This is a genomic window from Nocardiopsis sp. NPDC050513 (genome assembly GCF_044457925.1).
In the GTDB taxonomy this organism is placed as follows: Bacteria; Actinomycetota; Actinomycetes; order Streptosporangiales; family Streptosporangiaceae; genus Nocardiopsis.
Genome location: NZ_JBITHK010000003.1, coordinates 86900 through 111756 on the forward strand (window position 1 = coordinate 86900; position 24857 = coordinate 111756).

Annotated in this window: 24 protein-coding genes and 1 riboswitch; of the genes, 11 read left to right on the forward strand and 13 right to left on the reverse strand. The window is 73.0% G+C overall.

Going from position 1 to position 24857, the window contains the following annotated elements; genetic code table 11:
• Positions 1-185 precede the first annotated feature (185 nt).
• The 3 genes from ACIBFB_RS05590 to ACIBFB_RS05600 all read right to left on the reverse strand — a co-directional run bounded on the left by ACIBFB_RS05590 (position 186) and on the right by ACIBFB_RS05600 (position 2811).
• Positions 186-941: a DUF3027 domain-containing protein gene (locus ACIBFB_RS05590; RefSeq protein WP_397227502.1), complete on the reverse strand. Its 756-nt coding sequence runs from the start codon at positions 939-941 to the stop codon at positions 186-188.
• Between the two features lie 198 nt (positions 942-1139).
• Complete coding sequence (locus ACIBFB_RS05595; RefSeq protein WP_397226604.1) at positions 1140-1523, reverse strand: cold-shock protein; 384 nt, start codon at positions 1521-1523, stop codon at positions 1140-1142.
• A gap of 517 nt (positions 1524-2040) precedes the next feature.
• Positions 2041-2811: a hypothetical protein gene (locus ACIBFB_RS05600; RefSeq protein ID WP_397226606.1), complete on the reverse strand. Its 771-nt coding sequence runs from the start codon at positions 2809-2811 to the stop codon at positions 2041-2043.
• A gap of 154 nt (positions 2812-2965) precedes the next feature.
• Between ACIBFB_RS05600 and ACIBFB_RS05605 the strand changes: the two genes are divergently transcribed.
• From ACIBFB_RS05605 to ACIBFB_RS05625, 5 genes are all read left to right on the forward strand, one after another.
• Positions 2966-5422: a helicase-associated domain-containing protein gene (locus ACIBFB_RS05605; protein ID WP_397226608.1), complete on the forward strand. Its 2457-nt coding sequence runs from the start codon at positions 2966-2968 to the stop codon at positions 5420-5422.
• Between the two features lie 118 nt (positions 5423-5540).
• The gene (locus tag ACIBFB_RS05610; protein ID WP_397226610.1) at positions 5541-5960 is read left to right on the forward strand and encodes a hypothetical protein; all 420 of its coding nucleotides are present in this window, start codon (positions 5541-5543) and stop codon (positions 5958-5960) included.
• Positions 5961-6052: 92 nt separating this feature from the next.
• Positions 6053-6502 (forward strand): hypothetical protein, encoded by a 450-nt coding sequence (locus tag ACIBFB_RS05615; RefSeq protein WP_397226612.1) that lies wholly within the window; start codon positions 6053-6055, stop codon positions 6500-6502.
• Positions 6503-6527: 25 nt separating this feature from the next.
• Positions 6528-6986, forward strand: a complete 459-nt coding sequence (locus ACIBFB_RS05620) for a hypothetical protein (protein ID WP_397226614.1) — start codon at positions 6528-6530, stop codon at positions 6984-6986.
• Between the two features lie 130 nt (positions 6987-7116).
• The gene (locus ACIBFB_RS05625) at positions 7117-8763 is read left to right on the forward strand and encodes a DNA repair helicase XPB (protein WP_397226616.1); all 1647 of its coding nucleotides are present in this window, start codon (positions 7117-7119) and stop codon (positions 8761-8763) included.
• A gap of 27 nt (positions 8764-8790) precedes the next feature.
• Here ACIBFB_RS05625 and ACIBFB_RS05630 read toward each other — a convergent pair whose 3' ends face one another.
• A complete protein-coding gene (locus ACIBFB_RS05630) occupies positions 8791-9027 on the reverse strand; it encodes a hypothetical protein (protein WP_397226618.1) in 237 nt (78 codons plus the stop codon).
• Positions 9028-9254: 227 nt separating this feature from the next.
• Between ACIBFB_RS05630 and ACIBFB_RS05635 the strand changes: the two genes are divergently transcribed.
• The 3 genes from ACIBFB_RS05635 (at position 9255) to ACIBFB_RS05645 (ending at position 11390) form a co-directional block, all read left to right on the forward strand.
• Positions 9255-10247 (forward strand): R2-like ligand-binding oxidase, encoded by a 993-nt coding sequence (locus ACIBFB_RS05635; RefSeq protein ID WP_397226620.1) that lies wholly within the window; start codon positions 9255-9257, stop codon positions 10245-10247.
• 242 nt (positions 10248-10489) lie between these two features.
• Positions 10490-10753: a hypothetical protein gene (locus tag ACIBFB_RS05640; protein WP_397226622.1), complete on the forward strand. Its 264-nt coding sequence runs from the start codon at positions 10490-10492 to the stop codon at positions 10751-10753.
• Between the two features lie 112 nt (positions 10754-10865).
• Complete coding sequence (locus tag ACIBFB_RS05645; protein ID WP_397226624.1) at positions 10866-11390, forward strand: hypothetical protein; 525 nt, start codon at positions 10866-10868, stop codon at positions 11388-11390.
• Between the two features lie 41 nt (positions 11391-11431).
• Here ACIBFB_RS05645 and ACIBFB_RS05650 read toward each other — a convergent pair whose 3' ends face one another.
• Positions 11432-12508, reverse strand: coding sequence for a zeta toxin family protein (locus tag ACIBFB_RS05650; protein ID WP_397226626.1), 1077 nt, complete (start codon positions 12506-12508; stop codon positions 11432-11434).
• A gap of 125 nt (positions 12509-12633) precedes the next feature.
• Between ACIBFB_RS05650 and ACIBFB_RS05655 the strand changes: the two genes are divergently transcribed.
• Positions 12634-13065 (forward strand): NUDIX domain-containing protein, encoded by a 432-nt coding sequence (locus ACIBFB_RS05655; protein WP_397226628.1) that lies wholly within the window; start codon positions 12634-12636, stop codon positions 13063-13065.
• A gap of 13 nt (positions 13066-13078) precedes the next feature.
• Here the strand turns inward: ACIBFB_RS05655 and ACIBFB_RS05660 are convergent, their stop codons facing one another.
• Entirely contained in the window at positions 13079-13960 is an 882-nt protein-coding gene (locus tag ACIBFB_RS05660) for a lysostaphin resistance A-like protein (protein ID WP_397226630.1), read from the reverse strand.
• A gap of 143 nt (positions 13961-14103) precedes the next feature.
• Here ACIBFB_RS05660 and ACIBFB_RS05665 point away from each other — a divergent pair, with 143 nt between their 5' ends.
• Positions 14104-15840, forward strand: a complete 1737-nt coding sequence (locus ACIBFB_RS05665; protein ID WP_397226633.1) for an ABC transporter ATP-binding protein — start codon at positions 14104-14106, stop codon at positions 15838-15840.
• Positions 15837-17642: an ABC transporter ATP-binding protein gene (locus ACIBFB_RS05670; protein WP_397226635.1), complete on the forward strand. Its 1806-nt coding sequence runs from the start codon at positions 15837-15839 to the stop codon at positions 17640-17642. The genes ACIBFB_RS05665 and ACIBFB_RS05670 overlap by 4 nt, the downstream gene beginning before the upstream one ends.
• 22 nt (positions 17643-17664) lie before the next feature.
• On the opposite strand, the gene ACIBFB_RS05675 is transcribed toward ACIBFB_RS05670, so the two are convergent.
• The 7 genes from ACIBFB_RS05675 to thrC form a co-directional block, all read right to left on the reverse strand.
• Positions 17665-18084 carry a hypothetical protein gene (locus ACIBFB_RS05675; RefSeq protein WP_397226637.1) on the reverse strand — a complete coding sequence of 140 codons (420 nt, stop codon included), beginning with the start codon at positions 18082-18084 and terminating at the stop codon, positions 17665-17667.
• An 80-nt stretch (positions 18085-18164) separates the two neighbouring features.
• Positions 18165-19796 carry a chaperonin GroEL gene (gene groL / locus ACIBFB_RS05680; protein ID WP_358562114.1) on the reverse strand — a complete coding sequence of 544 codons (1632 nt, stop codon included), beginning with the start codon at positions 19794-19796 and terminating at the stop codon, positions 18165-18167.
• Positions 19797-20097: 301 nt separating this feature from the next.
• Positions 20098-20898, reverse strand: coding sequence for an ABC transporter permease (locus ACIBFB_RS05685; protein WP_397226640.1), 801 nt, complete (start codon positions 20896-20898; stop codon positions 20098-20100).
• Positions 20899-20915: 17 nt separating this feature from the next.
• Complete coding sequence (locus ACIBFB_RS05690; protein WP_397226642.1) at positions 20916-21887, reverse strand: ATP-binding cassette domain-containing protein; 972 nt, start codon at positions 21885-21887, stop codon at positions 20916-20918.
• A 379-nt stretch (positions 21888-22266) separates the two neighbouring features.
• On the reverse strand, positions 22267-22884 hold the full coding sequence (locus tag ACIBFB_RS05695; protein WP_397226644.1) for a PadR family transcriptional regulator: 618 nt from the start codon (positions 22882-22884) through the stop codon (positions 22267-22269).
• A 121-nt stretch (positions 22885-23005) separates the two neighbouring features.
• The gene (locus tag ACIBFB_RS05700) at positions 23006-23284 is read right to left on the reverse strand and encodes a ubiquitin-like small modifier protein 1 (protein ID WP_397226646.1); all 279 of its coding nucleotides are present in this window, start codon (positions 23282-23284) and stop codon (positions 23006-23008) included.
• An 88-nt stretch (positions 23285-23372) separates the two neighbouring features.
• Entirely contained in the window at positions 23373-24632 is a 1260-nt protein-coding gene (gene thrC, locus ACIBFB_RS05705) for a threonine synthase (protein WP_397226648.1), read from the reverse strand.
• Positions 24633-24645: 13 nt separating this feature from the next.
• Positions 24646-24788: riboswitch (SAM riboswitch) on the reverse strand.
• Between the last annotated feature and the right edge of the window lie 69 nt (positions 24789-24857).

Sequence of the window (24857 nt, forward strand, 5' to 3'; positions counted from 1 at the left end):
CTGCGGTGCGGACCGGCTCGGCGCGACGCGCCCGCGGATCGCACGCGGACGGCAGAACGACCTTAGGCCATGCCCGCCCGGCGCACACTTCGGTACGCGCCGAACGGGACGACCGCGCCCGCGCGCGTGCCGCGGCCGCGGTGCGGCCGCCGGTGCCCGGGCGGGCGGGAGGAGACGGGGAGGACTCAGGAGTCGGCGGAGACGAGCTCCAGCTCAGCCGTGTCCTCGAAGGTGATGTGGTCGTAGCCGACCTCGTCGACGACCGGGGCGACCGGCTCGTTGCGGTCGGCCGGATGGCGTACCTCGGAGTGGGCGCCGCAGCCGTGGTCGAGCGAGACGACCTTGCCGTCGTCCGGGGCGAACCCGTTCGTGCACACGCCGAACATCTGGCGCAGCTCGCCCGCGAGCGGCGTCAGGAAGCCGCAGGTGGCGCAGCGGGCGGGTGCGGCGGTCGCGATAGGGCTGTGCGGACCGCCCTCGCCGTTGTACCAGCGCTCGGCGGCCTGCTCGCGGCCGGTCTCGGAGAGCACGTGGCGACGGCCCAGACCCATCTCCCACAGCATCTGCTGGTCGGCGCCCTCCTCGTCCAGTTCGCCCTCGGGCACCTGCGCGAAGCCGGGGACGAGGCGCTCGTCGTCCTCGTCCGTGGGCAGGAGGTCGCCCACGCCGAGGTCGCCGGGGCGCAGCCGCTCCTTCCAGGGGACCCATTCGGGCGCGACGAGGGCGCCGTCGCCGGGGAGCAGCACGACCTCGTTGACCGTGACCGTCCTGGCGCGCGAGGCGCGGACCACGGTCACCGCGTAGTTCCACCCCGGGTAGGCGGGGTCCAGGCAGGTGAAGTAGTGGGTGACCAGGCGGGTGTCCTCCACCTGGGGGGTGCGGTGCTCTCCGACCCACTCGGGCCGCCCGACCTCGGCGGCCACCGAGCGGGCCAGGTCCACCGCCTCGATACAGGCCTTGTCCGGTACAGGAGAACGTCGAGAAGGGCTCACGTTCCCCATTCTCACTGATCGCGCGCACCGATTTGACCATGCCGACGGTCAAGGTTCGCCCGACTCATCCTCCCGATCGGGTCTCGTCGTCCGGGGAAGGGCCGCGCCCGGGGCGGCGCGGGAAGGCGGGCAGCGGGGGATCCCCGGTCAGACGTCGAGGTCGTCCGCGACCACGCGCAGGACGGACGCGATCCTGGACGCGTCGCGGCGCTCGGGGTGCCGACCTCGGCGGTAGCCCTCCGACAACCCCTCCAGGAGCTTGATCAGGTCCTCCGTGATGACCACCATCTCGTCCGGCTTCTTGCGGCGGGCCTTGGCGACCGAGTGCTGACCGTCGAGGAGCTTCACCTGGAGCGCCTGCGCGCCCTTGCGCCCCTCGGCCACGCCGAACTCGACCCGCTGGCCGGGCCGGAGGGACGTGGTGCCCGCGGGCAGGGAGGAGGAGTGCACGAACACCTCACCGCCGTCGTCACGGGTGAGAAAACCGAAACCCTTGTCTCCGTCGTACCACTTGACCTTGCCGGTGGGCACGTAGTGACCTCATGCTTTCACTGACGGACACCGCGGGGCCGGACGACCGGGGAGCGTCCGATTCCGCCCTCCCACCCGTTCCCGTGGCGCTCCTGGATTGCCGGGGACGAGGACCAAGGTACTGGGAGAGACCCTTCGGGCGCGAGGGCATATCTCACCCCCCGTGGCCGGGCGGACGCGCCCCGGGCACGGCGGTGCGGGCCGGGCACGGCGGCCCGTCGGCGGTGCGGCCAGGCCCGGAGGACGGCTCGTCCGGGCCTCGTACGACGGCGGTGGCCCACGCGCCGCTGAGCGCGGAGTGTGGGACGGAGCTCGGCGGGGGCGCGGGCCACACGACCTGTGCGGTGCCCGGTCTGGACGCCGGGCCACCCGTGGGGACGCGACCGCCGCCCGTGCGGTCGCGTCGGCGTGGGGACAGGTCTACCGGAAGCCGCGGGTCAGGGCAGGCCGTCACAGGCGGGGCGGAGAAGGCTATTCCCAGCGTTTGCCAAGCGATGACCCGCGGGCTCCGGGCGGCTCAGCCGCCCACGGCGCGTTCCCGGGCGCGTGCCCCGGCCAGAGCCGAGCGCAGGGCCCTCGGGTACAGGTACAGGAAGGTCGCCAGGCAGGCCAGCCCGAGCCCGATCACGCCCGTGGCGGGCAGGGACTCCTGGATGTACCGGTCGATGAACTTGGCCTCGCCGTCCCACAGGACCATCGCGACCGCGCAGGACGCCAGCGGGAGCCCCACGCCGACCCACTTGTCCCGCGTACTCCAGACCTGGCTGAGCACGATCAGCGCGGCGGCGAGCACCCAGACGAACGCCAGGCCCCAGTGCCACGGCACCGTCAGCAGCATGAGCCCGAGGGCGGCGGCCTCCGCCGGGTGCGTGCGGACCACGAGCACGGCCCCGCGCACGGCCCCCGTACGCCGTGGCCGGGGAGGCGCCGCCGCTCTTCTGCCGGTCCCGTCCAGGAGAGACAGGAGCCCCCGGCTCGGCCCGCCTCGCCACGGCGGCGGCACGCGGTCGGCGTGCGCGGGCTTGGGCGGGATGAGCTCGTCGTCCTCGATGTCGAGGTCGCGGCCCTCGCACTCGCGGCGTACCAGGTCCTCCGGGGTGCCGAAGCAGCGCAGGACGTCGCGGACGCCGTCGGGCCCGGGGTCGCCCGCGGCCGCCCGGCGGGCGTCGATCCGGGCGCGGAGGCCGGCCAGGTACGCGGTGCGCTCCCTGGCGGTCATCCGACCGTGCAGGACCAGGCCGACCTCGGAGAGATAGTCGAGTACCAGTTGTTCCGAGCGCTGGGACATGACCCCATATTGGCCCACAATGACCTGGCTTTTAACCCTCTTTCTCGGTTTCGGCCATCCGGGTTCGTCCGAATTCGGCCTTCTGCCCCGTGACGAACGGTGCGGGGAGGCACCCACGCGATGCGCGGGGCCGACATCGCTTAGCGTGGACACGATGAGCGAGAACGCACAGCCCGACGCGCGCCGACCGGGGACGGAGAGCCGCCCGGCGGCTTCCCCGGGTCGCCCCCCGACGTTCACGTCCTGGCTGCGCGGCCGCTCGGACGACGACCTCACCGCGCTGCTGGCCGCGCGCCCCGACCTCGCCCAACCGGTCCCCGCCGACATCGGTGCGCTGGCCGCCCGCGCGACCAGCCGCAACGCCGTCCTGCGCGTACTGGAACGGCTCGACCGCTTCACGCTCCAGGTCCTGGAGTCGGTCGTGGCGCTCGGCGACGACCGGCTCCGCGAACCCGTGGGCGTCCCGACCGCCGACCTGGCCGCCGCGCTCGGCCTGGCGCCCGTACCCGACCCGGCCGGCGATCCCCTGGTCCGGGCCCTCGACACCCTGCACCGCCTCGCCCTGGTCTGGCCCGACCAGGGCCGGCTGCGCCCCGTGCAGGTCCTGCGCGACCTGCTCCCCCATCCCGCGCGCCTCGGCCCGCCCTCACGCGCCCTCCTGGCCGCGCTGCCGCACGGGACGGTCAAGCGCCTCGTCGACGACCTCGCGCCCGGCGGCACCGCCGCCACACCGGTCGAGGCGCTCGCCACGCTCCTGTCCGATCCGGCACGGGTGACCGGACTGGTCGCCCAGGTGGGGGACCAGGCGCGCAGGCTCCTCGACAGCATGGCCTGGGGGCCGCCCAACGGCACGGTGTCGGACGCCCGGCGCGAGGTCAGCCTGGCCACGGCCGCGTCCCCGGTCGAGACCCTCGTCGCGCGCGCCCTGCTCATCCCCACCGGGGACGACACGCTGACCCTGCCGCGCGAGGTCGGGCTGGCGTTGCGCGCGGGGCCGCTGTTTCGCGAGGTGACCACCGACCCGCCGCCGTTCCAGGGCACGGAGAACCCCGGGGACACCGTCACCCGGGCCGCCGCCGGGCAGGCGTTCACGGTGCTGCGCGCGATCGAGGAGCTGCTGGAGCGCTGGTCGCAGGATCCGGCCGCCGTCCTGCGCAACGGCGGGATGGGGGTCCGGGACCTGCGCCGCGCCGCCCAGACGATGGACACCGACGAGGCCACCGCCGCCCTGCTCGTGGAGACCGCGCACGCGGCCGGGCTGATCGGGTCCGACGACCGGGTCGCGGGCGAGTGGCTGCCCACCCGGGAGTACGACCTGTGGCGTGAGAGCCCGCCCGAGCACCGGTGGCTGCGGCTGGCGTCGGCCTGGCTGGACTCGGACCGCGTCGCCGCGCTCACCGGGGCACCGGACTCCGGCGGCCGGGTACGCAACGTGCTCGGCCCCGACCTGGTCCGCCCGGCCGCCCCGCAGGCGCGCCGGGACGTGCTCGGCGAGCTGGGGAGCGCGGCGCCGGGGTTCGCCCCGCTGCCGGAGTCGCTGGCCGCGCGCCTGGCGTGGCGCCGCCCCCGCCGCCAGTCCCCCGTGTACACCGAGCTCGTGCGGGCGGCGGCGGACGAGGCTGCGGCGCTCGGGCTGACGGGACGCGGAGCCCTGGCCGAGCACACGAGGCCGCTGCTGGACGGCGACGAGGACGCGTCCGCGCGGGTGCTGGCCGCCGAACTGCCGCGCCCGTTGGACCACGTCCTCCTCCAGGGGGACATGACGGCGGTCGCGCCGGGTCCGCTGGTGACGGAGCTGGCGCGCGAACTCGCGCTGGTGGCCGACGTGGAGTCGACCGGCGGCGCCACCGTGTACCGGTTCACCGAGGGCTCGGTGCGCCGGGCCCTGGACGCGGGTCGGGGCGTCGCCGACATCACCGCGCTGCTCGAACGGCACTCGCGTACTCCCATGCCCCAGGCGTTGCGGTACCTGGTGTCGGACGTGGGCCGCCGCCACGGAAGGCTGCGCGCGGGATCGGCCTCCAGTTACCTGCGGTGCGACGAACCGGCGGTGCTGGAGGAGCTGGTCGCCGACCGCCGCGTCGGCGAACTCGGTCTGATCCGCCTCGCGCCCACGGTGGTGGCGAGCCGCGTGAACCGGTCGACGCTGGTGGAGCGGCTGCGGCAGCTGGGGTACCACCCGGTGGCCGAGAGCGGCGACGGCAGCATGCGGCTGAGCCGGCCCGAGGTCCGGCGGGCCGAGCCGGTGGACGTGCCGCCCCCGGCCGAGGCGGGGGCGCCCGCCGAGCTGGCGCGGGCGGCGGTCCGGGCCGTGCGCGCGGGGGACGAGGCGGCCACGGCGGCGCGGCGGCCCATCCCGCTCCCCGAGGACGGGCCGCCGGGTTCGCGCGCCAACGCGGCGATGGAGGCGCTGGCGCACGCGGCCGAGGAGGGGCGGCGGGTGTGGATCGGGTACACGGACACGGACGGGCGGCAGGTGAGCCGGATCGTGGAGCCGTCGAGCGTCGACGGGGGCTTCCTGACCGCCTACGACACGACCCGCGCCGCCGTGCACCGGTTCGCCGTGCACCGCATCACCGCCGTCGCCGAACTGGAGGAGGCCGCGGACTAGTCTCTCCCCCGGACGCGCGGACCACGGTGGCACCACACGCCGCACGTGTGGCATCCGCGTGCGGGGTGCGGGCTAGGGTGGTCCCGTTGGTCCACCCACCGACGGCGAGAGACTCCCCATGAGCAACGCACCGCTGCCCCCCGGGGCATCGTCCCCCCGTGACCGCGGACGCGACGGCGGGCGTGGCCGCGAGGCGACGCGCCGCCCCGACGACTCCCGCGGCGAGGACCGGGACGACCTCCGGCCCGTCGGCACGGGCGGGGCCAGCAGCTCCAGCATGGCCCTGATCCTGCACGCGATCACGTTCGTGTGCTGCGCCAACTGGCTGTTCGGGGTCGCCGGGATCGTGTTCGCCGTGCGGGCGGCGCACGCGCGCGACCGCGGGCGCCCGGAGCAGGCCGAGACACTGACGCGGTACTCGTGGTACTGCCTCGGCGCCGCGGGGGTGATGCTGTTCGTCATGACGGTGTTGACCTTCGTGATGCTGACGCAGGCCGGTTCGTGGGTCCAGGGCATCGTCCCGGTCACCAACTTCTGAGGGTGGCGGGTGAACCAGGGCTCCGTGCGCCGCGTCCGACCGGGAGGGACGACTGTGCGACGGGACGCGACGACCGGGGAGGGCGACGAGCGGTGAGCGGCGGTGGCGGCCCGAGGGACTTCTGGGAGAGGGAGCGCGGCTCCGCTCCGCGCCCCACCGTGCCCGCGGGCGCTCCCGTGTACGGGGCGCGCGCTCCCCGGCACCCGTCCGGCGCACCGGCCCCCGGTCCTTCGGCCGCTCCCCGCCCGGTCGGCCCGCCCCCGCGGGTCGGCGGCGCGGTCGCGGCGCTGGTGGTCGCGCTCCTCACCCTGGCGGTCCCCGTCACCGGGATCGCCCTGGGGCAGTTCTACTTCGTCCTGCTGGCCAACATCCCCGGGATCGGCCTGGGCGTCGCCGCCCTCGTGAAGATCCCCGACACCGCCGAGGTGGAGCGGTTCCTCCGATACACCTGGGCCTGCAACTTCGCGTACATCGCGGTGTCGGCCGTCCTCCTCGCCGCCTTCGCGCTGCTGATGGTGATCGTGCTCGGCCTCCCCGCCTGACCCCTCCACCGGCCACGCGCCCCCCGTGCGCGGCCCCACCCCCGAGACCACGGAGAACCCCACGATGAAGGACGACTGGCAGTACGGTCAGCCTCCCGGAGGCGACCCCTACGGATCGGCCGGCTTCGACCCCTACAACGCCGGGACCGGAGGGTACGGTCCTCCGCCCGGCGGCTACGGCGACCCGGGCTTCGCGGCCCCGGGCGGCTACCCCGGGCAGCCCCACGCGCAACCGCCCGGCGAGGGCGGGATCATCGGCGCCCTGGTGATGGCCATCATCCTGATGGTCACCTGCTGCGGCGCCTTCTCCGTCGTCGGGGTCATCTTCGCGGCCCTCGCCCTCGGGGAGAAGTACGACGTGGAGAAGCAGGCGCGGTACAAGCGCTACGCCTGGGTCTCCAACTGGATCAACCTCGGCATCGTGCTCCTGGTCGTCGTGTTCTACGTCGTCGCCATCGTGATCGCGATCGCCTCGGAGGCCTGACCCCCCGCCACCAGCGCGAATCCGACCCCGGCCGCCCAGAGGCCGCTCGGACCGGGCATGATCGGAGGGCGGGGCGCGTTACACATGGCGCCCGCCCGCCGCCCTCCACCAGCCGCATGAGAAGGTCCGTGTGTCCTGCCTGATCGTCCAGTCCGACAAGACCCTCCTCCTCGAGGTCGACCACGGGTCCGCCGAGGAGTGCCGCCGTTCCATCGCCCCCTTCGCCGAACTCGAACGCGCTCCCGAGCACGTCCACACCTACCGGATCACCCCGCTGGCGCTGTGGAACGCGCGTGCGGCCGGGCACGACGCCGAACAGGTCGTGGACGCGCTGATCCGCTTCTCCCGCTTCCCTGTCCCGCACTCGCTGCTGGTGGACATCGCCGAGACGATGGACCGCTACGGGCGGCTGCGGCTCGTCGGAGACCCCGCGCACGGCCTGGTGCTGGAGTCCTCCGACCGGGCGGTGCTGGAGGAGGTCGTGCGCTCCCGCAAGCTCAAGGGCATGCTCGGCGACCGCCTCGGCGAGGACTCCGTCGCCGTGCACCCGAGCGAGCGCGGCAACCTCAAGCAGGCCCTGCTCAAGATCGGCTGGCCCGCCGAGGACCTGGCCGGGTACGTGGACGGCGAGGCGCACCCGATCGAGCTCGACCAGGACGGATGGGAGCTGCGCGGCTACCAGAAGGAGGCCGCGGAGAGCTTCCACGCGGGCGGCTCGGGGGTCGTGGTGCTCCCGTGCGGCGCGGGCAAGACCGTGGTCGGGGCCGCGGCGATGGCGCTGACCGGCGCGACCACCCTGATCCTCGTCACGAACACGGTGTCGGTGCACCAGTGGCGTTCGGAGCTGCTGCGGCGCACGTCGCTGACCGAGGACGAGATCGGCGAGTACTCGGGCGCGCGCAAGGAGATCCGCCCGGTGACGATCGCGACCTACCAGGTGATGGCGGCGCGCCGGAAGGGCGTGTACACACACCTGGAACTGTTCGACGCGCGCGACTGGGGCCTGGTCGTCTACGACGAGGTGCACCTGCTTCCCGCGCCGATCTTCCGGATGACCGCCGACCTCCAGGCCCGCCGCCGCCTCGGCCTGACCGCCACCCTGGTCCGCGAGGACGGCCGCGAGGGCGACGTGTTCTCCCTCATCGGCCCCAAGCGCTACGACGCCCCGTGGAAGGACATGGAGCACCAGGGGTGGATCGCCCCGGCGGACTGCGTCGAGGTGCGGGTGGACCTGTCGGAGTCCGAACGCCTCGCGTACGCGACCGCCGAACCGGAGGACCGCTACCGGTTCTGCGCGTCGTCGGACTCCAAGACGACGGTGGTGCGGGAGATCGTACGGCGCCACCCGGAGGAGCAGGTCCTGGTGATCGGGTCCTACATCGACCAGCTGGACGAGCTGGGCGAGTCGCTGGACGCCCCCGTGATCAAGGGCGAGACCCGCAACAAGGAGCGGGAGCGGTTGTTCGACGCCTTCCGCGCGGGCGAGCTGCGCACGCTGGTCGTGTCCAAGGTCGCGAACTTCTCGATCGACCTGCCGGAGGCGGGGGTGGCCGTCCAGGTGTCGGGATCGTTCGGCTCCCGCCAGGAGGAGGCGCAGCGGCTCGGCCGGGTGCTGCGGCCCAAGTCGGACGGTCGGGCGGCGCGGTTCTACGCCGTGGTGGCCCGGGACACGCTCGACCAGGACTACGCCGCGCACCGGCAGCGGTTCCTCGCCGAGCAGGGCTACGCGTACCGGATCACGGACGCCGGGGACCTGATCGCGGGAGACGAGGTCTGACCCGTCCGGGGACGCCCGTCCGCCCGGTCACAGCGACGGCAGCCCGCCCATGACGTACGTGCCCACGGCGATCCCCCAGGCGATGAGGGAGTAGGTCAGGGTGCGGGTGCGCAGCAGGCGGTCGCCTCGGACCGAGGGGGCCGTGAACGCGGCGACGAGCAGGGCCATGCCGAGGAGCGCGGGCACCGCGGACGCCAGCGCGAACAGCTGGGTCTGCGTCGCGCAGGCCGTGTAGCCCTCGCTGCCGGGATCACCACAGAACACGTCGTCCCCCGATCGATGCGGTCGGTCTGGGCGGTACTCCCTGACCGTACCGTTTCGGAAGGGCGGCGATCGCCGCCGGGGACGACCGTTTCCGGGCGGAGGGGGGATCCCCACCAGTCATACCGAACCAGATTCTGTTTTTTCGTGACGGACACCACGTTTTCTCTTTACACGAGAGGGCCTGGTGTCCAATCATGAGGGCAGTACGCCCCACGGAGGTCATCCCCATGTCCGACACCCCAGCCACGGCGGCGACCACAGGCGAGCACCGGTCCGGCTTCCACTCGCTCCGCAGCGGAGGCCTGAACTGGGACTCGCTCCCACTCCGACTGTTCACCAAGGGCAACGCCCGTTTCTGGAACCCGGCCGACATCGACCTGAGCCAGGACGCCGAGGACTGGAAGCGGCTCGACGACGCGGCGCGCACGCGGATCCTGCGCCTGTGCGCGTTCTTCGTGGCGGGCGAGGAGGCGGTCACCGAGGACCTGCAGCCGTTCATCCGCGCGATGGCGGCGGAGGGCCGGCTCGGCGACGAGATGTACCTGACGCAGTTCGCCTTCGAGGAGGCCAAGCACGTCCAGGCGTTCCGACTGTGGCTGGACGCGCTGGGCGTGTACGACGACCTGCACGAGCACGTCGACGGCAACCCCGGCTACCGCGCGCTGTTCTACGAGGAGCTGCCCGGGTCCCTGGACGCGCTGCTGCACGACCCCAGCCCGCGCAACCAGGTGCGGGCGTCGGTGACGTACAACCACGTCATCGAGGGGTCGCTCGCCCTGACCGGCTACTACGCGTGGAACCACCTGTGCACCGTGCGGGACGTCTTCCCCGGCATGCGGGAGATCGTGCGGCGGATCGGCGACGACGAGCGCCGCCACATGGCGTGGGGCACCTTCACCTGCCGCAGGCACGTCGCCGCCGACGACGCCAACTGGGAGGTGGTCCGCGAGCGCCTGGACGAACTCCTGCCGCACGTGATGACCACGGTCAAGCGCGGGGACACCCCCTCCGACGACCCGGCCGACCAGCGCTACGAGCTGCCGCGGGGCGAACTCGTCCGGTACGCGGGCGACCGGGCCCTGCGCCGCCTGGGCGCGATCGAGTCCGCGCGCGGGGTCCCGCTGGCCCAGATCGACGTCGACGCCTCCCCGGAGCAGCTGGAGGAGCGGTTCGGCGAGGAGGACCGGGAGGCCATGGCGCGGGTCGGCCCCCGGGACTGACCGGCCCCGGCCCCAGTCGACGGGGACGGAATTCCACCCCCAATCCACCCAAAGAATGCATTTCAAAATAAAAACCACAAAGCATTTGCAAAAAGCGGCTTTACTTTTGCTTTGCCCTTGCTTTACCTGATGCGTTTCTATGATCGGCCCGGGTCGTCCCCGGCATCCCGGCACGACCCTCTTCGTCCCACTGCCCGGGAGGGCGGACCTCCGCCGCCCCGGGCTCGCGATCGAGGTGGTACATGAAACTCACCAGGGCACTCGCCGTCGCCGCGCTCACGGCCGCCGCCACGCTCGGATGGGCCGCGCCCGCCGCGGCCGTCGAGCCGACTCCGCAGTGTGAGAGCAACGGCAACAAGCCGCCGTGCTGGGAGTACTACTCCTGGTACTGGACCTACGAGCGCTGCCACGAGGTGGGCAAGCAGCAGGTGTCCGCCCACGCCAGGTACGACGACTACACGTGCGACGGCGGCGCCACGGTCTACCTCTGGCTCCACCGCGTCTGACCCGACGGCTTCCCCGCCCGTGGCTCCCTGGACATCGGCGCCGCCGCCCTGTCTCCTGGGGGCGGCGGGATCACACGATCCATCCCACCGGGCGAAGGGGGGCGGCGACGCCATGGCCGCAGTGGACACGGTGACGCGTACGGGACGGGCGGTCCGAGGCGCGGGGCTGGCGGCGCTCGTCGCGCTCGCCCTCTCCGCCTGCGAGGGGGCCGACGACGGGCCCGCCCCTCCGCGTTCCGACACCGCCACCCCCTCGCGGTCCCCCTCTCCCGAACCGTCTCCCGAGGTGACGGCCTTGGACGGGACCGACACCGCCGCCTGCGCGGACGGCGACTGCCAGGTCGCGGTGTCCGAGCCCGTGGCGTTCCCGTTCGAGGGACCGAACGGCCAGGCGGAACTGTCCGTGACCAGCGTCGGCCCGAACACGGTCGAATACACGGTGACCAGGGAGGACGGTGAGATCAGCGGCGGGTCCCGCGGGCAGGGGTCCGGCTGCGTCTCCAGCCTCTACGACAGCGGCGGAGGCACCTCGTGCGGTCAGGTGGGCGCCCCGCCGAGCCCCGCGGAGAACGCGGTGTTCGTCCAGGTGGAGCCGGGCGAGGACGGTACCGCCGTCATCACCATCGTCTCGGGCTGACGGCCCGCCCCCGGCCACCGCGGACCGCCCCGACGTGCGGTTCACGCGCCGTCGCCGGCCTCCCGGGTGTGCCACAGTTCGCGGCGCCCGCGCTCGGCCTCCAGGGCGATCCGGCCGAACGGCTCGCTCCGCCAGTCGCCCTCCCCGGTGAGGTGGTTGGCGTACAGCACCTCGCCGAGCCTGGAGAGCACGAACAGCGAGTCCACGAGCCGGTGCGTCTCCAGGAACTCGACCGTGTTCGGCACCCCCATGTAGAACCGGTCGTGGTCCCGCGGGGTGATCCACCGGCCGAACCCCTGGTCGCGCCGGGCGCGCGCGTGGCGGTCGACGATCCCGAACGCGCTGTTGCTGCTGTGCGTGGCCACGAACGCGACCTCCACGCGGTACCCGGCCGAGCGGAACCCCTCCACCCAGGCGGCGGCCCAGTCCGCCCGCCCGAGCGGATGGCTGCACACGACGTCCACCCGGCCCTCGCGCACGTGCTCCATCGCCAGCTGGTGCAGGCCGCCGACCTGCCGCCCCAAGGTCCGTGACGCGACGCGGTCGTCCGCGCCCATCGCCCACTCGTAGTCCGGCGCCAGGCGCAGCAGGTCGTCCCCGTCGTAGCTGACCGTCCCCTCGGGCAGCACCGGCAGGAGCAGGCGCTGGAGCGTCGACTTGCCCGAACCCGGCTGGCCGCCGAGGAGGAGCACCCGGGGCCGCTCCCGGGCCGGGCCGGTGAGGCGGGAGCGCAACGCCAGGTCGAACAGGGCCTCCAGCTCGTCCCAGTCCAGGTCCCGCCCAGGGTCCTCGGACGTGGCGCCCTCGGGCGCCCGGACGGGGTCGCGGCGCAGCTCGGCCACGGTCACGGGGAGTTCCGCGTTGATCCGGTCGAGCTGGTCGGGGCTGAAGAACGGCAGCCGGGCCTCCTCGTCGAGCAGGACCCCGGCGCGCGCCGCGTCGCCCCGGGACAGGCACGCGCCGATCGCCGCGCAGTAGAGGTTGTAGGCACGCTCCCTCGCCTCGCGCTGGACGTCGGTCTGGGGCGGGACGCCGCCGCTGGAGGTCTCGGACAGAAGCGGCGGCACGCCGCCCGCCCCCTCGGGCGCCCTCCCGTTCCCGCTGCCCAACGTGGTCATGTCCCCTGCCCTTCCCCTCGGCCCGCTCACCGGGTCCGGTCGGTCGCCGCGGATGGGGATGCTAGTCCCTCACGCCCTCCCGTGCGGGGGTTTCCCGGAGACGGGTGTGGCCTAGAGTGGCCAGCATGACAGCGAGTCCTGCCACCCCCGCCGGAGTACCCGCCGTGATCGACGCCCTGGCCTGGGTCCACGTGCGCGACGGCCGTCTCCTGTGCGTCCGGTCGGAGGACAAGGATCTGCTCTATGTTCCCGGTGGGAAGCGTGAGCCGGGCGAGAGCGACGAGGCCGCCGTGGCCCGGGAGGCCCGGGAGGAGGTCAGCGTCGAGCTGCGCCCGGGGACCCTCCGCCGCGTGGCGGTGATCGACGAGGCCGCGCACGCGCAGGCCCCGGGGACCCGAGTCCGGCTGACCTGCTACACGGCCGAGCACGACGGGGACATCGTGGCAGACAACGAGATCTCCGACCTGGAGTGGATCGGGTTCGCCGAACGCGACCGCTGCGCCCCGGCCGTGCGCAGGCTCGTCGAACTCCTGCACGCCGAGGGCGCCCTCCGCTAGCGCGCCGACGGCCTCAGCGCGGCAGGCCCTCCGGGGCGATCGGGTCGGGCTCGCGCCGCCGCCACCGGCCCGCGCCGGGCGTCAACAGCATCGCGGTCGGCACGCCGAACACGAACGGGGCGAGGAACGCCGTCGCCGCGAGCGCGTCGACCCCCTGGACCTCCACGTACCCGCTGCTCAGCACGGTCTGGGCGACCGTCTGGAAGACCAGGTGGAAGCCCACGCACGCCCACACGTTCCCGGTGACCACGCGAACGCAGCCCAGCACGGTCCCCATGACGAGGAACAGCGGCAGCCGCTCCGCCAGCACGCCCCAGCCCTGGGACAGCACCCACAGCGTGCTGCCGAACAGGGCGAACAGCGCGGCCTGCGCCAGAACAGCGAGCCAGGCGGGCATGGCCGTGTTGAGGTTCCGGAACAGGTAGCCGCGGAAGACCAGCTCCTCCGGCACCGCCTCGAACACCAGGACCAGCACCGCCAGCAGCGCGATCCCGGGAACCAGTTCGGTCCAGGGCGCGGCGGCCCCGATCGACGACCACCCCACCGCGAGGCACACGGCGACCGCCGCCGCGCCGGGCAGTCCCCAGGCCGCCGCCCCGACCAGGAACGGCCGCCAGCCCTCCCGGACGCCGGTCAGCCCCAGCCCTCTCCACGGCCGCCGGTCGAGGTAGCGCCGCGCGGCCCACACCATGGGCACGGCCAGGACGAAGACGACCAGCGCGTTGACCACGTGGTTCGCCGTGGTCAGCTCCTCCCCCGGGAACAGGGCGCCGTCCAGCCACCCCATCACCTGCCAGATCAGTTGTGCCGCCGCCACGACCACCGCGATCCGGACGAGCAGGTGCGGTCGCTCCGGCCGTGCGCTCACCGTCGAACGCTCGTGCATTCCGTTCATGCGGACCACGATCCCGCGCCGGAGTTCCGTCCGGCATCCGGAATCACCCTGGATCGCCCCTGAGACAGGCCCTGGCGGCCCCGGAACCGGGTGCCGGAAAAATGGGTGGCCCCGCCGGGGACCCCTGGCTAGGGTCCGGAGTCGTGCGCCACCTTCCCGAACCACCGGGGGTCCCCGACCACCGGTCCGCCCGCCGCTTCCTGCTCTGGCTCGCCCGACGCCAGTGGCGCTCCCTCGCGTGGGCGTCGCTGACCACGGGCGCGTTCACCGCCTGCACCGTGCTCAGCGCGGCGGCGCTCGGCGCGGCGATCGACTCCGGCCTCGCCGACGGCGACGTCGGGGCGCTCCTGTTCTGGTTCGGCGTCCTCACCGCCCTCGTCCTGGCCGCCGTCGGCCTCCTCCACCTGCTCCACCGCGCCCAGGCGTTCAACTGGTACGCGTCGAGCTACCGGACCGTGCAGTCGGTGACCGACCGCGCCGTCGACCTGGGGCCCACGCTCACCCGGCGGCTGCCCTCCGGCGAGGTGGTCGCGGTCGGCACGGACGACATCGACCAGATCGGCGACTTCTACGAGATGAGCGCCATGGCGCCTGGATCGGTGGTCTCCATCGTGGTGGCCAGCGCCCTGATGCTCACCTCGCACGTCACCTTCGGACTGGTCGTACTGGTGGCGGTGCCGCTGATCATGCTCTCGACGGTGCCGCTGCTGAACACGCTCTCCGACCGCCAGGAACGCCAGCGCGACCGCCAGGCCGAGCTGACCACCATCGCCAGCGACCTGGTGGCGGGCCTGCGGGTCCTGCGCGGTGTGGGCGGGGAACGCACCGTCGGCCGCCGCTACCGGGACGAGTCCCAGCGCGTCCGCGCGGCCGGGGTGCGGGTCGGGTGGACCGACGCGGCCCTCCAGGCCGTGCGCGAGCTGCTGCCCGGACTGCTGCTGGTGGGGATCGTCTGGTACGGGGCGCGGCTCGCGCTCGCGGGTGAGCTCACCGTCGGCGAGCTGGTCGCCTTCTACGGGTACACCATGACCCTGGGCACGGCCGTGCGCTATCTGACCGTGACGGCGACCGCCTACGTCTCGGCGCGGGTGGCCGCCGACCGGGTGGTCGGCGTCCTGTCCCTGGACCACGACCACCCCGACCCCGGGACCCCGGCCGCGCCGCCCGAGGCGCCGTGCGACCTGCGCGACCCGGTCAGCGGGGTCACGGTCACCGCGGAGCGGGCGACCGGGGTCGTGTGCGCAGACCCCTCCGACGCGACGGCGATCGCCGAACGGCTCGGCCGCTACCGCGAGGACGGGGACGCCGAGCTGGTCGAACGCTCCACGGGCCGCGCCGTGCGGCTGAGGGACCTGCCGCGCCGCACGGTGCGCGCCCGTGTCCTCGTCGCGACCAACGACGCCCATCTGCTCTCCGGCAGGCTGCGGGACGAGCTGTCGCCCGACGGCGGCCTGTCCGACGAGCGGCTGGCCCGGGTGATCGACGCGGCGCACGCCGACGACGTCGTACGGCAGTCGCCGCGAGGGCTGGACACCGTGGTCACCGAGCGCGGACGCGAGTACTCGGGCGGACAGCAGCAGCGGCTGCGGCTCGCCCGGGCCCTGGGGCTCGACCCCGAGATCCTCGTCCTGGTGGAACCGGCCTCCGCGGTGGACGCCCACTCCGAGGCCGCCATCGCGGAACGGCTCACCGCGGAACGCGGGGGCCGGACGACCGCCCTGTTCACCACCAGCCCCCTGCTGCTGGCCCACACCGACCACGTGCTCTTCGTCCACGAGGGCCGGGTGGCCGCCCAGGGAACGCACGCGGAGCTGCTGGCGGGCGTCCCGGACTACGCCGCCGCCGTCCTGCGCACGATGGCCACCGAGGAGATGCCATGACCCGGACAACCGAACGCTCCCGGCCGCACCTGCCCGAACTCACCGAGTGGCAGCCGGTCGACGGCCTCCCGGTCGCCCCGTCCGCCCTGGTGTGGCGGAGGCTGCGGCGCGCTGGCCGCGAGCACGGGTGGACGCTCACCGGGGTCGTCGGGCTGTACGGCATCGCCGCGCTGAGCGCTCTGGTCGCTCCGTGGGCCCTCGGCCGCATCATCGACACCGTCCGGGCCGGCGGCCCGCCGGACAGCGTCGACCTGCTGGCACTCGCGATCGTCGGCGCGCTGCTGGTCAACGCCGCGTTCATCCTGGTGTCGGTGGCGCTGTCGATCCGCTTCGGCGAGGGGGTGCTGGCGGAACTGCGCGAGGAGTTCGTGCACGACGTCCTACGCCTCCCGCTGGGAACGGTGGAACGCGCCGGGACGGGCGACCTGGTGGCGCGCACCGGACGCGACATCGGCCACCTGAGCCACACCGTGCGCAACTCCATCCCGATCATGGTGGTGAGCGCGGTGACGGTGGCGGTGGTGGTCGTCGCCATCGGCGTGGTGCACCCGCTGCTGCTGCTCGCCCTGGCGCCCTCGGTCGCGGTGCTGTGGGTGTCCACCCGCTGGTACGTCCGGCGGGCGCCGGACGGGTACGTGCGGGAGCTGGCGACCTACTCCGACCTGACGCAGGGTGTGACGGACACCGTGGAGGGGGCGCGCACGATCGAGGCGCTCGGGCGGCAGGCGCGCCAGATCGCGCTCAACGACCAGCGGGTGCACCGGGCCTACCTCGCCGAGCGGTACACCCTGTGGCTGCGGACCGTGTGGTACCCGCCGCTGGAGTTCTCCTACCAGTTCCCCACCGCGATGACGCTGCTGGTCGCGGGGGTGCTGCACATGAACGGCGACATCAGCGTGGGCGCGGTCGCGACGGCGGTGTTCCTCAGCGCGCAGCTGTCGGGACCGGTGGAGCGTCTGATCGACGAGATCGACAGCGTGATGATGGGGTTCACCAGCCTCCGGCGCCTGCTCGGCGTCGGGTTGGCCGAGGAGGAGCGGACCGCTCCGGCGGGCCCCGAGCCGACCGCCCCGGGCACGGTGGAGGTGCGCGACGTGCGGTTCGCGTACACGGACACCGAGGTGCTGCACGGCGTGGACCTGGTGGTGCGCCCGGGAGAGCGGCTGGCGATGGTCGGGCCGAGCGGGGCGGGCAAGTCGACGCTCGGGAAGCTGATCGCGGGCATCCACCCGCCGACCTCGGGCGGTGTCCGGGTGGGCGGCGCGGAGCTGTCGGGGCTGCCGCCGGAGGAGCGGCGGCGCCGGGCGATCCTGCTGAGCCAGGAGAGCCACGTGTTCCGCGGGACGATCGCGCAGAACCTGTCGATCGCACTGGACGGGGAGGAGGCCGACGAGGACGCGCTGTGGAAGGCCCTGGCCGCCGTGGACGCCGAGGCCTGGGTCCGCGCGCTGCCCGACGGGCTGGCCACGCGGGTCGGCTCCGGCCAGCTCACGCTGGACCCCGCCCACGTCCAGCAGCTCGCGCTGGCCCGCCTGGTGCTGGCCGACCCGGAGGTGCTGGTGCTCGACGAGGCGACGTCGCTGATCGACCCGCGCTCCGCCCGCCACCTGGAGCGCTCGCTGGGCGGCGTGCTCGCGGGCCGCACGGTGGTGGCGATCGCGCACCGCCTGCACACGGCGCACGACGCCGACCGGATCGCGGTGGTGGAGGACGGCCGGATCAGCGAGCTGGGCACGCACGACGAGCTGCTCGCCCGCGGCGGGGCCTACGCGAGGCTCTGGCGCGCCTGGCACGGGGACTGAGCCCGGCGCCGGGCCAGCGGGTCTACCACGTGTCGGAGCCGGGGAACCTGGAGGTGTCGAGCTCCAGACCGAAGGGCTCCGGCAGGCGGATCTTCGCTCCGGGCTTCACGGCGGTGACGTGGTTGTGGCGTCCGTCACCGAGCAGCTCGTCGAGGGTGACCGAGGGATCCTCCCCGTCGAAGGCGTCGACGAGCGGGTACAGCGGAACCGGGACGTGCGGCACGGTGGGTGTGATGCCGCGGTCATCGAGGATCGCGGCTCGCCAGCCCCCGGGCACGCGCCATTCCCGCCAGATGCTCAGCGAGGAGTCCCGACGAGACCACGGCTGTGCCGAACCGTCCCCGGCTGTCTCCGAACGCACCTCGCGGTACACCTCCGAGCAGAAACCGTACTGCTCCGTACACGCGTTCGCCCGGTGCTCCGCGAAATTGCCTTCGGACACGGCGAAACCGGGCGGCCCCGGAGGGCCGCCCGGTCGTCGCGGGCGAGGTCGCGTACCCGACCTCGGACTCCAGGCGGGACCTAGAAGTCCATGCCGCCCATGCCACCGGTCGGGTCGCCGGCGGGAGCCGCGGCCTTCTCCGGCTTCTCGGCGATGACGGCCTCGGTGGTCAGGAACAGACCGGCGATGGACGCGGCGTTCTGGAGAGCGGAACGCGTGACCTTGGTCGGGTCGATCACGCCCTCCTTGAACAGGTCCGCGTACTCGCCGGTGGCGGCGTTGAGGCCGAACCCGGGCTCCAGGTTCTTGACCTTGTCCGCCACGACGCCGCCCTCGAGGCCGGCGTTGACCGCGATCTGCTTCAGCGGCGCGGCGATGGCGCGGCGGACGATGTCGGCGCCGATGGCCTCGTCGCCGTCCAGGTCGAGCTTCTCGAAGGCCGGGACGCTGGCCTGGAGCAGCGCGACACCACCGCCGGGGAGGATGCCCTCCTCGACCGCGGCCTTGGCGTTGCGGACGGCGTCCTCGATGCGGTGCTTGCGCTCCTTGAGCTCCACCTCGGTGGCGGCGCCGGCCTTGATGACGGCCACGCCGCCGGCCAGGCGGGCGAGACGCTCCTGGAGCTTCTCGCGGTCGTAGTCGGAGTCGGTGCGCTCGATCTCGTTGCGGATCTCGTTGACGCGACCGGCGATCGCGGTGGCGTCACCGGCGCCGTCCACGATGGTGGTCTCGTCCTTGGTGACGACGACCTTGCGGGCGCGGCCGAGCATGTCGAGCTCGGTGTTCTCCAGCTTGAGGCCGACCTCCTCGGTGATGACCTGGCCGCCGGTCAGCACGGCGATGTCGCCGAGCTGGGCCTTGCGGCGGTCACCGAAGCCCGGGGCCTTGACGGCGACGGACTTGAAGGTGCCGCGGATCTTGTTGACGACCAGGGTCTGCAGAGCGCCCTGCTCGACGTCCTCGGCGATGACCATCAGCGGACGGCCGGCCTGGAGGACCTTCTCCACGACGGGGAGGAACTCGTTGTTGTTCGAGATCTTGGAGTTGACGATGAGGATGTAGGGGTCCTCGAGGACCGTCTCCATGCGCTCGAGGTCGGTGGCGAAGTAGGGCGAGATGTAGCCCTTGTCGAAGCGCATGCCCTCGGCGAGCTCCAGCTCGAGCCCGAAGGTCTGCCCCTCCTCGACGGTGATGACGCCTTCCTTGCCGACCTTGTCCATCGCCTCGGCGATGGTCTCGCCGATCTGGGTGTCGCCGGCGGAGATCGAGGCGGTGGAGGCGATCTGCTCCTTGGTCTCGACGTCCTTGGAGAGCTTGCCGAGCTCCTCGTTGATGCGGGCCACGGCGGCCTCGATGCCGCGCTTGAGACCGATCGGGTTGGCCCCGGCGGCGACGTTGCGCAGGCCCTCGGAGACGAGTGCCTGGGCGAGCACGGTGGCGGTGGTGGTGCCGTCACCCGCGACGTCGTCGGTCTTCTTGGCGACCTCCTTGACCAGCTCCGCCCCGATCTTCTCCCACGGGTCCTCGAGCTCGATCTCCTTGGCGATGGAGACACCGTCGTTGGTGATCGTGGGAGCGCCCCACTTCTTCTCCAGAACGACGTTGCGGCCCTTGGGGCCGAGCGTGACCTTGACGGCGTCCGCGAGCTGGTTCATGCCGCGCTCGAGGCCGCGACGGGCCTCCTCGTCGAACGCGATGAGTTTGGCTGCCATTGGGTTCTTGTCCTCCCGTGACCGGGCTGGTACGCGATGGGACGAGGTGTGCGCCCGCGACGGACGACCGCGGCCGCACCGACAACCCCTCTGCCGGTCGCCGCGATCTCGCAACCTCGATCCGGGTTAGCACTCCAGAATGGCGAGTGCTAACCCGGTCCCTTTTTAGCACTCGCCCTGGGAGAGTGCAAACGATGTGGTCACGATTTCCCCGTCGCTCTCACCACCGTTTACCTGGGACGATCCGGCGCGAGCTGCGGATTTCGCGGTCAGTGGACACGCCCGGGCGGGCCGCTCCGGCTCAGCGCGCCGACCAGCGGGTCGCGCGGGCGCCGAACGCGAGCGCGACCACCGCCAGGCCGAGCGCCACGGCCCAGCCCACGCCCGCCGTCGCGCCCCACTCACCGGCGAACAGGGCGCGCTCGGCGTCCACGACGTGGGCGACCGGGTTCAGGCGGGAGAGCGTGTACAGCCACCCCGGCGCCAGGTCCATGGGCAGCAGCACGCCGGAGAGCAGCATCAGCGGCATCAGCACGGCATTGATGATCGGCGCGAAGACGTAGGTCTCCCTGACCGCCATCGCCGTCAGATACGACACCGTGGCGAGCCCCACCCCGAGGACGGCGAGCAGCGCCAGACCCGCGGCCGCTCCCAGGGGCGCGACCCGGAACCCGAATGCGACCACCAGAACCAGGATGAGCAGTGCCTGCGCGAGCATCAGCGTCACGTCCCGCAGCACGCGGCCCAGCAGCAGCGACACCCGGCTCGCCGGGGAGACCAGCATCCGTTCGTACGCGCCCGAGGCCATCTCCGGAAGGATCCCGAACCCGGCGAAGCCGCTGGTGAACAGGGCGAGCATGACGAGGAGCCCTGGCACGAACCACCGCCAGGAACCCTCGCCCGCGGGTCCGCCCAGCCCGTCGAGCAGCGGTGAGAACAGCGCCAGGTAGAGCACCGGCTGCAACATCCCGAACAGGAGCATCGCCGGGCGCCGCAGCACCGGTTGCGCCTGCCTCTGGAACACGACCCAGGTGTCGCGCACGGGTGTCCCCCTTCGTCTCGTCTCCGGTCCCGTCGCCCTCGTCACGGATTTCCCTCCCATGCGCTCTGACTCCGTGGTCACCGCTCTCCCTCGCGCAGACTGCGGCCGGTCAGGGAGAGGAAGACGTCGTCGAGTGTCGGCCTGCTCACGCTCACGGCGAGGGGGACGACCCCCTCCTGGTCGAGCGCTCGGAGCAGGCCCGGCAGGGCGGCGTCGCCGTGTTCCACCCGGAACCGCACCTCGGGTTCGCGGCCCGCCCGCGCCACGACCTCCGCCGTGCCCGCGGACAGCACCCGTTCCGCGACCTTCGCCCCCGTGCGCGCGGCGTCCCCGTCCTCGGTGGTGAACGTCACGAGGTCGCCGGACACCCGGCCCTTGAGCGCGTCGGCGGAGCCGTCGGCGATGACCCGGCCGTGGTCGATGACCAGGACCCGGTCGGCCGCGCCGTCCGCCTCCTCCAGGTAGTGGGTGGTCACCACGACGGTGGTGCCGAACTCCTCCCGGAGACGGGCGACGCGCTCCCACAGGTGGGCGCGGCTCTGGGGGTCGAGGCCGGTGGAGGGCTCGTCGAGGAACAGCAGCCGGGGGTGGTGGATGAGCCCCATGGCGACGTCCAGGCGGCGGCGTTGGCCTCCGGAGAGCCCGGTGACCGCCCGATCGGCCGCGCCGTCGAGCTCCAGCAGGTCGAGCAGGTCGTTCGCGCGGCGGCGCGCGGTGCGCCGGTCGAGCCCGTACAGCAGGCCTTGCGCGTACAGCTCGTCGCGGGCGCGCTGGTCGTCCGCGGCGCCGTGCCCCTGACCGACGAACCCGATCCGCCGCCGCACCTCAGCGGGCTCGGTGCGCACGTCGTGACCGGCGACGCGGGCGGTGCCCGAGGTGGGTTGGAGCAGCGTGGTGAGCATGCGCAACGTGGTGGACTTGCCGGCCCCGTTGGGCCCGAGGAGGGCGACCAGTTCGCCCTCGTGGACGTCGATGTCGACGCCCCGGACGGCCTCGACCGTCCGCTTGCCGACCCGGAACGTCCGGGTCAGCTCGCGTGTGTGGATCATCCTCACTCCTGTATTAAAACTTGAATACTGGGATGAGTGTGCCCCATCGACGGATGGTGTTCAAGTTTTAATACGAACCTCTCGGGCGCCCGGTTCCGACGGCCGGGGCGCGCTCCCGGTGCTCTGCGAGGAGGAGCGGCGGTCGGCGGAGTCCACGAGGCTTCGCCCCGCTCACGGAGACGATCGGCGACCTGAACGCGGAGGCCGCCTCAGACCGAGTCCGCGGCGCCATGCGCCCGCGGGGCCGCCCGGACCGACACGTGGCCGCGGAGAGCTGTCTGGGAAGGGCGGCGATCGCCGGGGACCGGTCGGCGGGTCGTGGCCGCGGGCGCCGCGAGCCGGTCGGCGAAGGGGGCGGCAGGCCGAAGGCGTGGAGGGCTCAGTCCGTGACAGGCGGCAGGCCGAAGGCGTCCGGGCCGTCGTCGGCCATCGTGTAGCGGCCCTCCCGCAGAGCGTCGAGCAGCCGCCGGGTCCAGTCCGCCGACGCGTCGACGGTCACCCGCCACAGATCGTACAGCTCCCCCACGTGTTCGGGCTTGTGCTGGAGTCCCTCCGCCGCCGCGGCCCCCCGCAGGTCGGACCGCTTCCCCTCCAGAGCCGCCAGGCGCCGTTCCAGCGCCTCGACCGCCTCGGCCCGGGGCAGCGCCGTCATCAGCGTGACCCCCGCGAACAGCAGCGCGCGGTCGTCGCCCGGGTCGCCCAACGCGTTGCGCAGCAGCCGGTCGGCCTCAGCCTCCCCGTCGGCGGTCAGCTCGTAGGAGGTGCGGTCGACGACGTCGTCGCCCTCGGCCACGAACTCCCGCAGCTTCCCCTCCTCGCTCAGCTTGCGCAGCGCGTGGTAGATCGACCCCCACTTGACGTTGGCCCAGGCGTCGGCGCCCCACGCCATGAGTTCGCGCCCCACCCGGTACCCGTGTGCCTGCCCGTGCATCCGCACCACACCCAGGACCAACAGCCGCGTCGCCGACATCTCCACCCTCGTCCGTCTCGATGCCACCAGCCTACGAGCGGTGCCGACGGGGGCCGACCGGTCCCGGACACGACGAACGGGGTGACACCGTCCCCCCGAGGGGAAGGGGACGGCGCCACCCCGCTCCGGAACGGCGGCGCGCGGCGGCTCAGCAGCCTCCGGCGACCGCCGGGATGATCGAGATCTGGGCGCCGTCGGCCACGTCGGTCTGGAGGCCCTTCTCGAAGCGCACGTCCTCGTCGCCCACGTACACGTTGACGAAGCGGCGGACCTTGCCCGCGTCGTCGAGGATCCGGGCCCGGATGCCCGGGTAGTTGGCCTCCAGGTCGTCGATGACCTCGGCGAGGGTCGCGCCCTCGGCGGACACCTCGGAGGCGTCGTTGGTGTAGGTGCGCAGGATCGTGGGCACGCGGACGCTGGCGCTCATGTCGTGTCTCTTCCTTCGTCGGGTGGGGTGCGGGGACCGGGACGCGTCACCGGGCCCCGCGAGGTCGTCGGGGTGGCCGCCGCGGCCGTCAGGCCAGGCCCGCCTCGGTGAACGCGGCCAGGGACGGGGCGATGGTGGCGGTCACGCCCGCGTCCACGGCGCCCAGGGTCTTGAGCCCGTCGCCGGTGTTGAGCACGACCGTCTCGGCCTTCGGGTCGAGCTTGCCCTCGCGCACGAGCTTGCGCAGGACGCCGGTGGTGACGCCGCCCGCGGTCTCGGCGAAGATCCCCTCGGTGCGGGCGAGGAGGTTGATCGAGTCGACCACCTCGGCGTCGCTCACGTGCTCCACGGAGCCGCCGGTGCGCCTGGCGATGTCGAGGACGTAGGGCCCGTCGGCCGGGTTGCCGATGGCCAGCGACTTGGCGATGGTGTCGGGCTTGACCGGCTGGATGACGTCGTGGCCCGCCTCCCACGCCTTCGCGACCGGCGAGCAGCCGGTGGCCTGGGCGCCGAAGATCCTGTACGGGCGGTCCTGGACCAGGCCGAGCTTGACCAGCTCCTGGAAGCCCTTGTCGATCTTGGTGAGCTGGGAGCCGGAGGCGATCGGGATGACGATCTGCTCGGGCAGCCGCCAGCCGAGCTGCTCGGCGATCTCGTAGGCCAGCGTCTTGGAGCCCTCGCCGTAGTAGGGGCGCAGGTTGACGTTGACGAAGCCCCAGCCCTCACCGGCCGGGTCGCCGATGAGCTCGGAGCAGAAGCGGTTGACGTCGTCGTAGTTGCCGTCGATGGCCACGACCTTGCCGCCGTAGACGGCGGCCATGACCACCTTGCCCTCCTCCAGGCCCGCGGGGATGAACACGCAGGACTCGAAACCGGCGCGGGCGGCCGCCGCGCCCACGGCGCCGGCGAGGTTGCCGGTGGAGGAGCAGGACAGGGTGGTGAACCCGAAGGTGCGGGCGGCCTCGACGGCGATCGCGACCACGCGGTCCTTGAAGGAGTGCGTGGGGTTGCCGGAGTCGTCCTTGATGTGGAGGGAGTCGAGGCCGAGTTCGGCGGCGAGGCGGTCGGCGCGGACCAGCGGGGTCAGGCCGGGGTTCATGTTGGGGAGTTCCGCGACGTTGGCCGGCACCGGGAGGAGGGAGCGGTAGCGCCAGATGTTGTTCGGGCCGCTCTCGATGTCGGCGCGGGCGACGGTCCCGAAGTCGTAGGCGACCTCGAGGGGCCCGAAGCAGAACTCGCACGCGAAGCGGGGGGTGAGGTCGTAGCGCTCGCCGCACTCGCGACAGGACAGCGCGGTCGCGGGGCCGAAGGAGCGGACGGAGGTGGGTTCAGTGGCGGCAATCGCCATGGCGAGGCGTCTCCCCTCATCTTCCCTGGTGGCCACCTTGACCCCAGGCCGGAGTTGGCACCTGCCCCAGCCGCCTCGCGAGGAGCGCGAGTATCGCATGCTGAGATGGTTGCCGGGGCTTCGTAGGGCCGGTCCCTCCACCCCTCTGGATGAGCAATATGAAATTGTGCGCCGACCCTGTCGGATCCGCACGGTCACTGTAACGGACACGTTGACCGGCTTTCC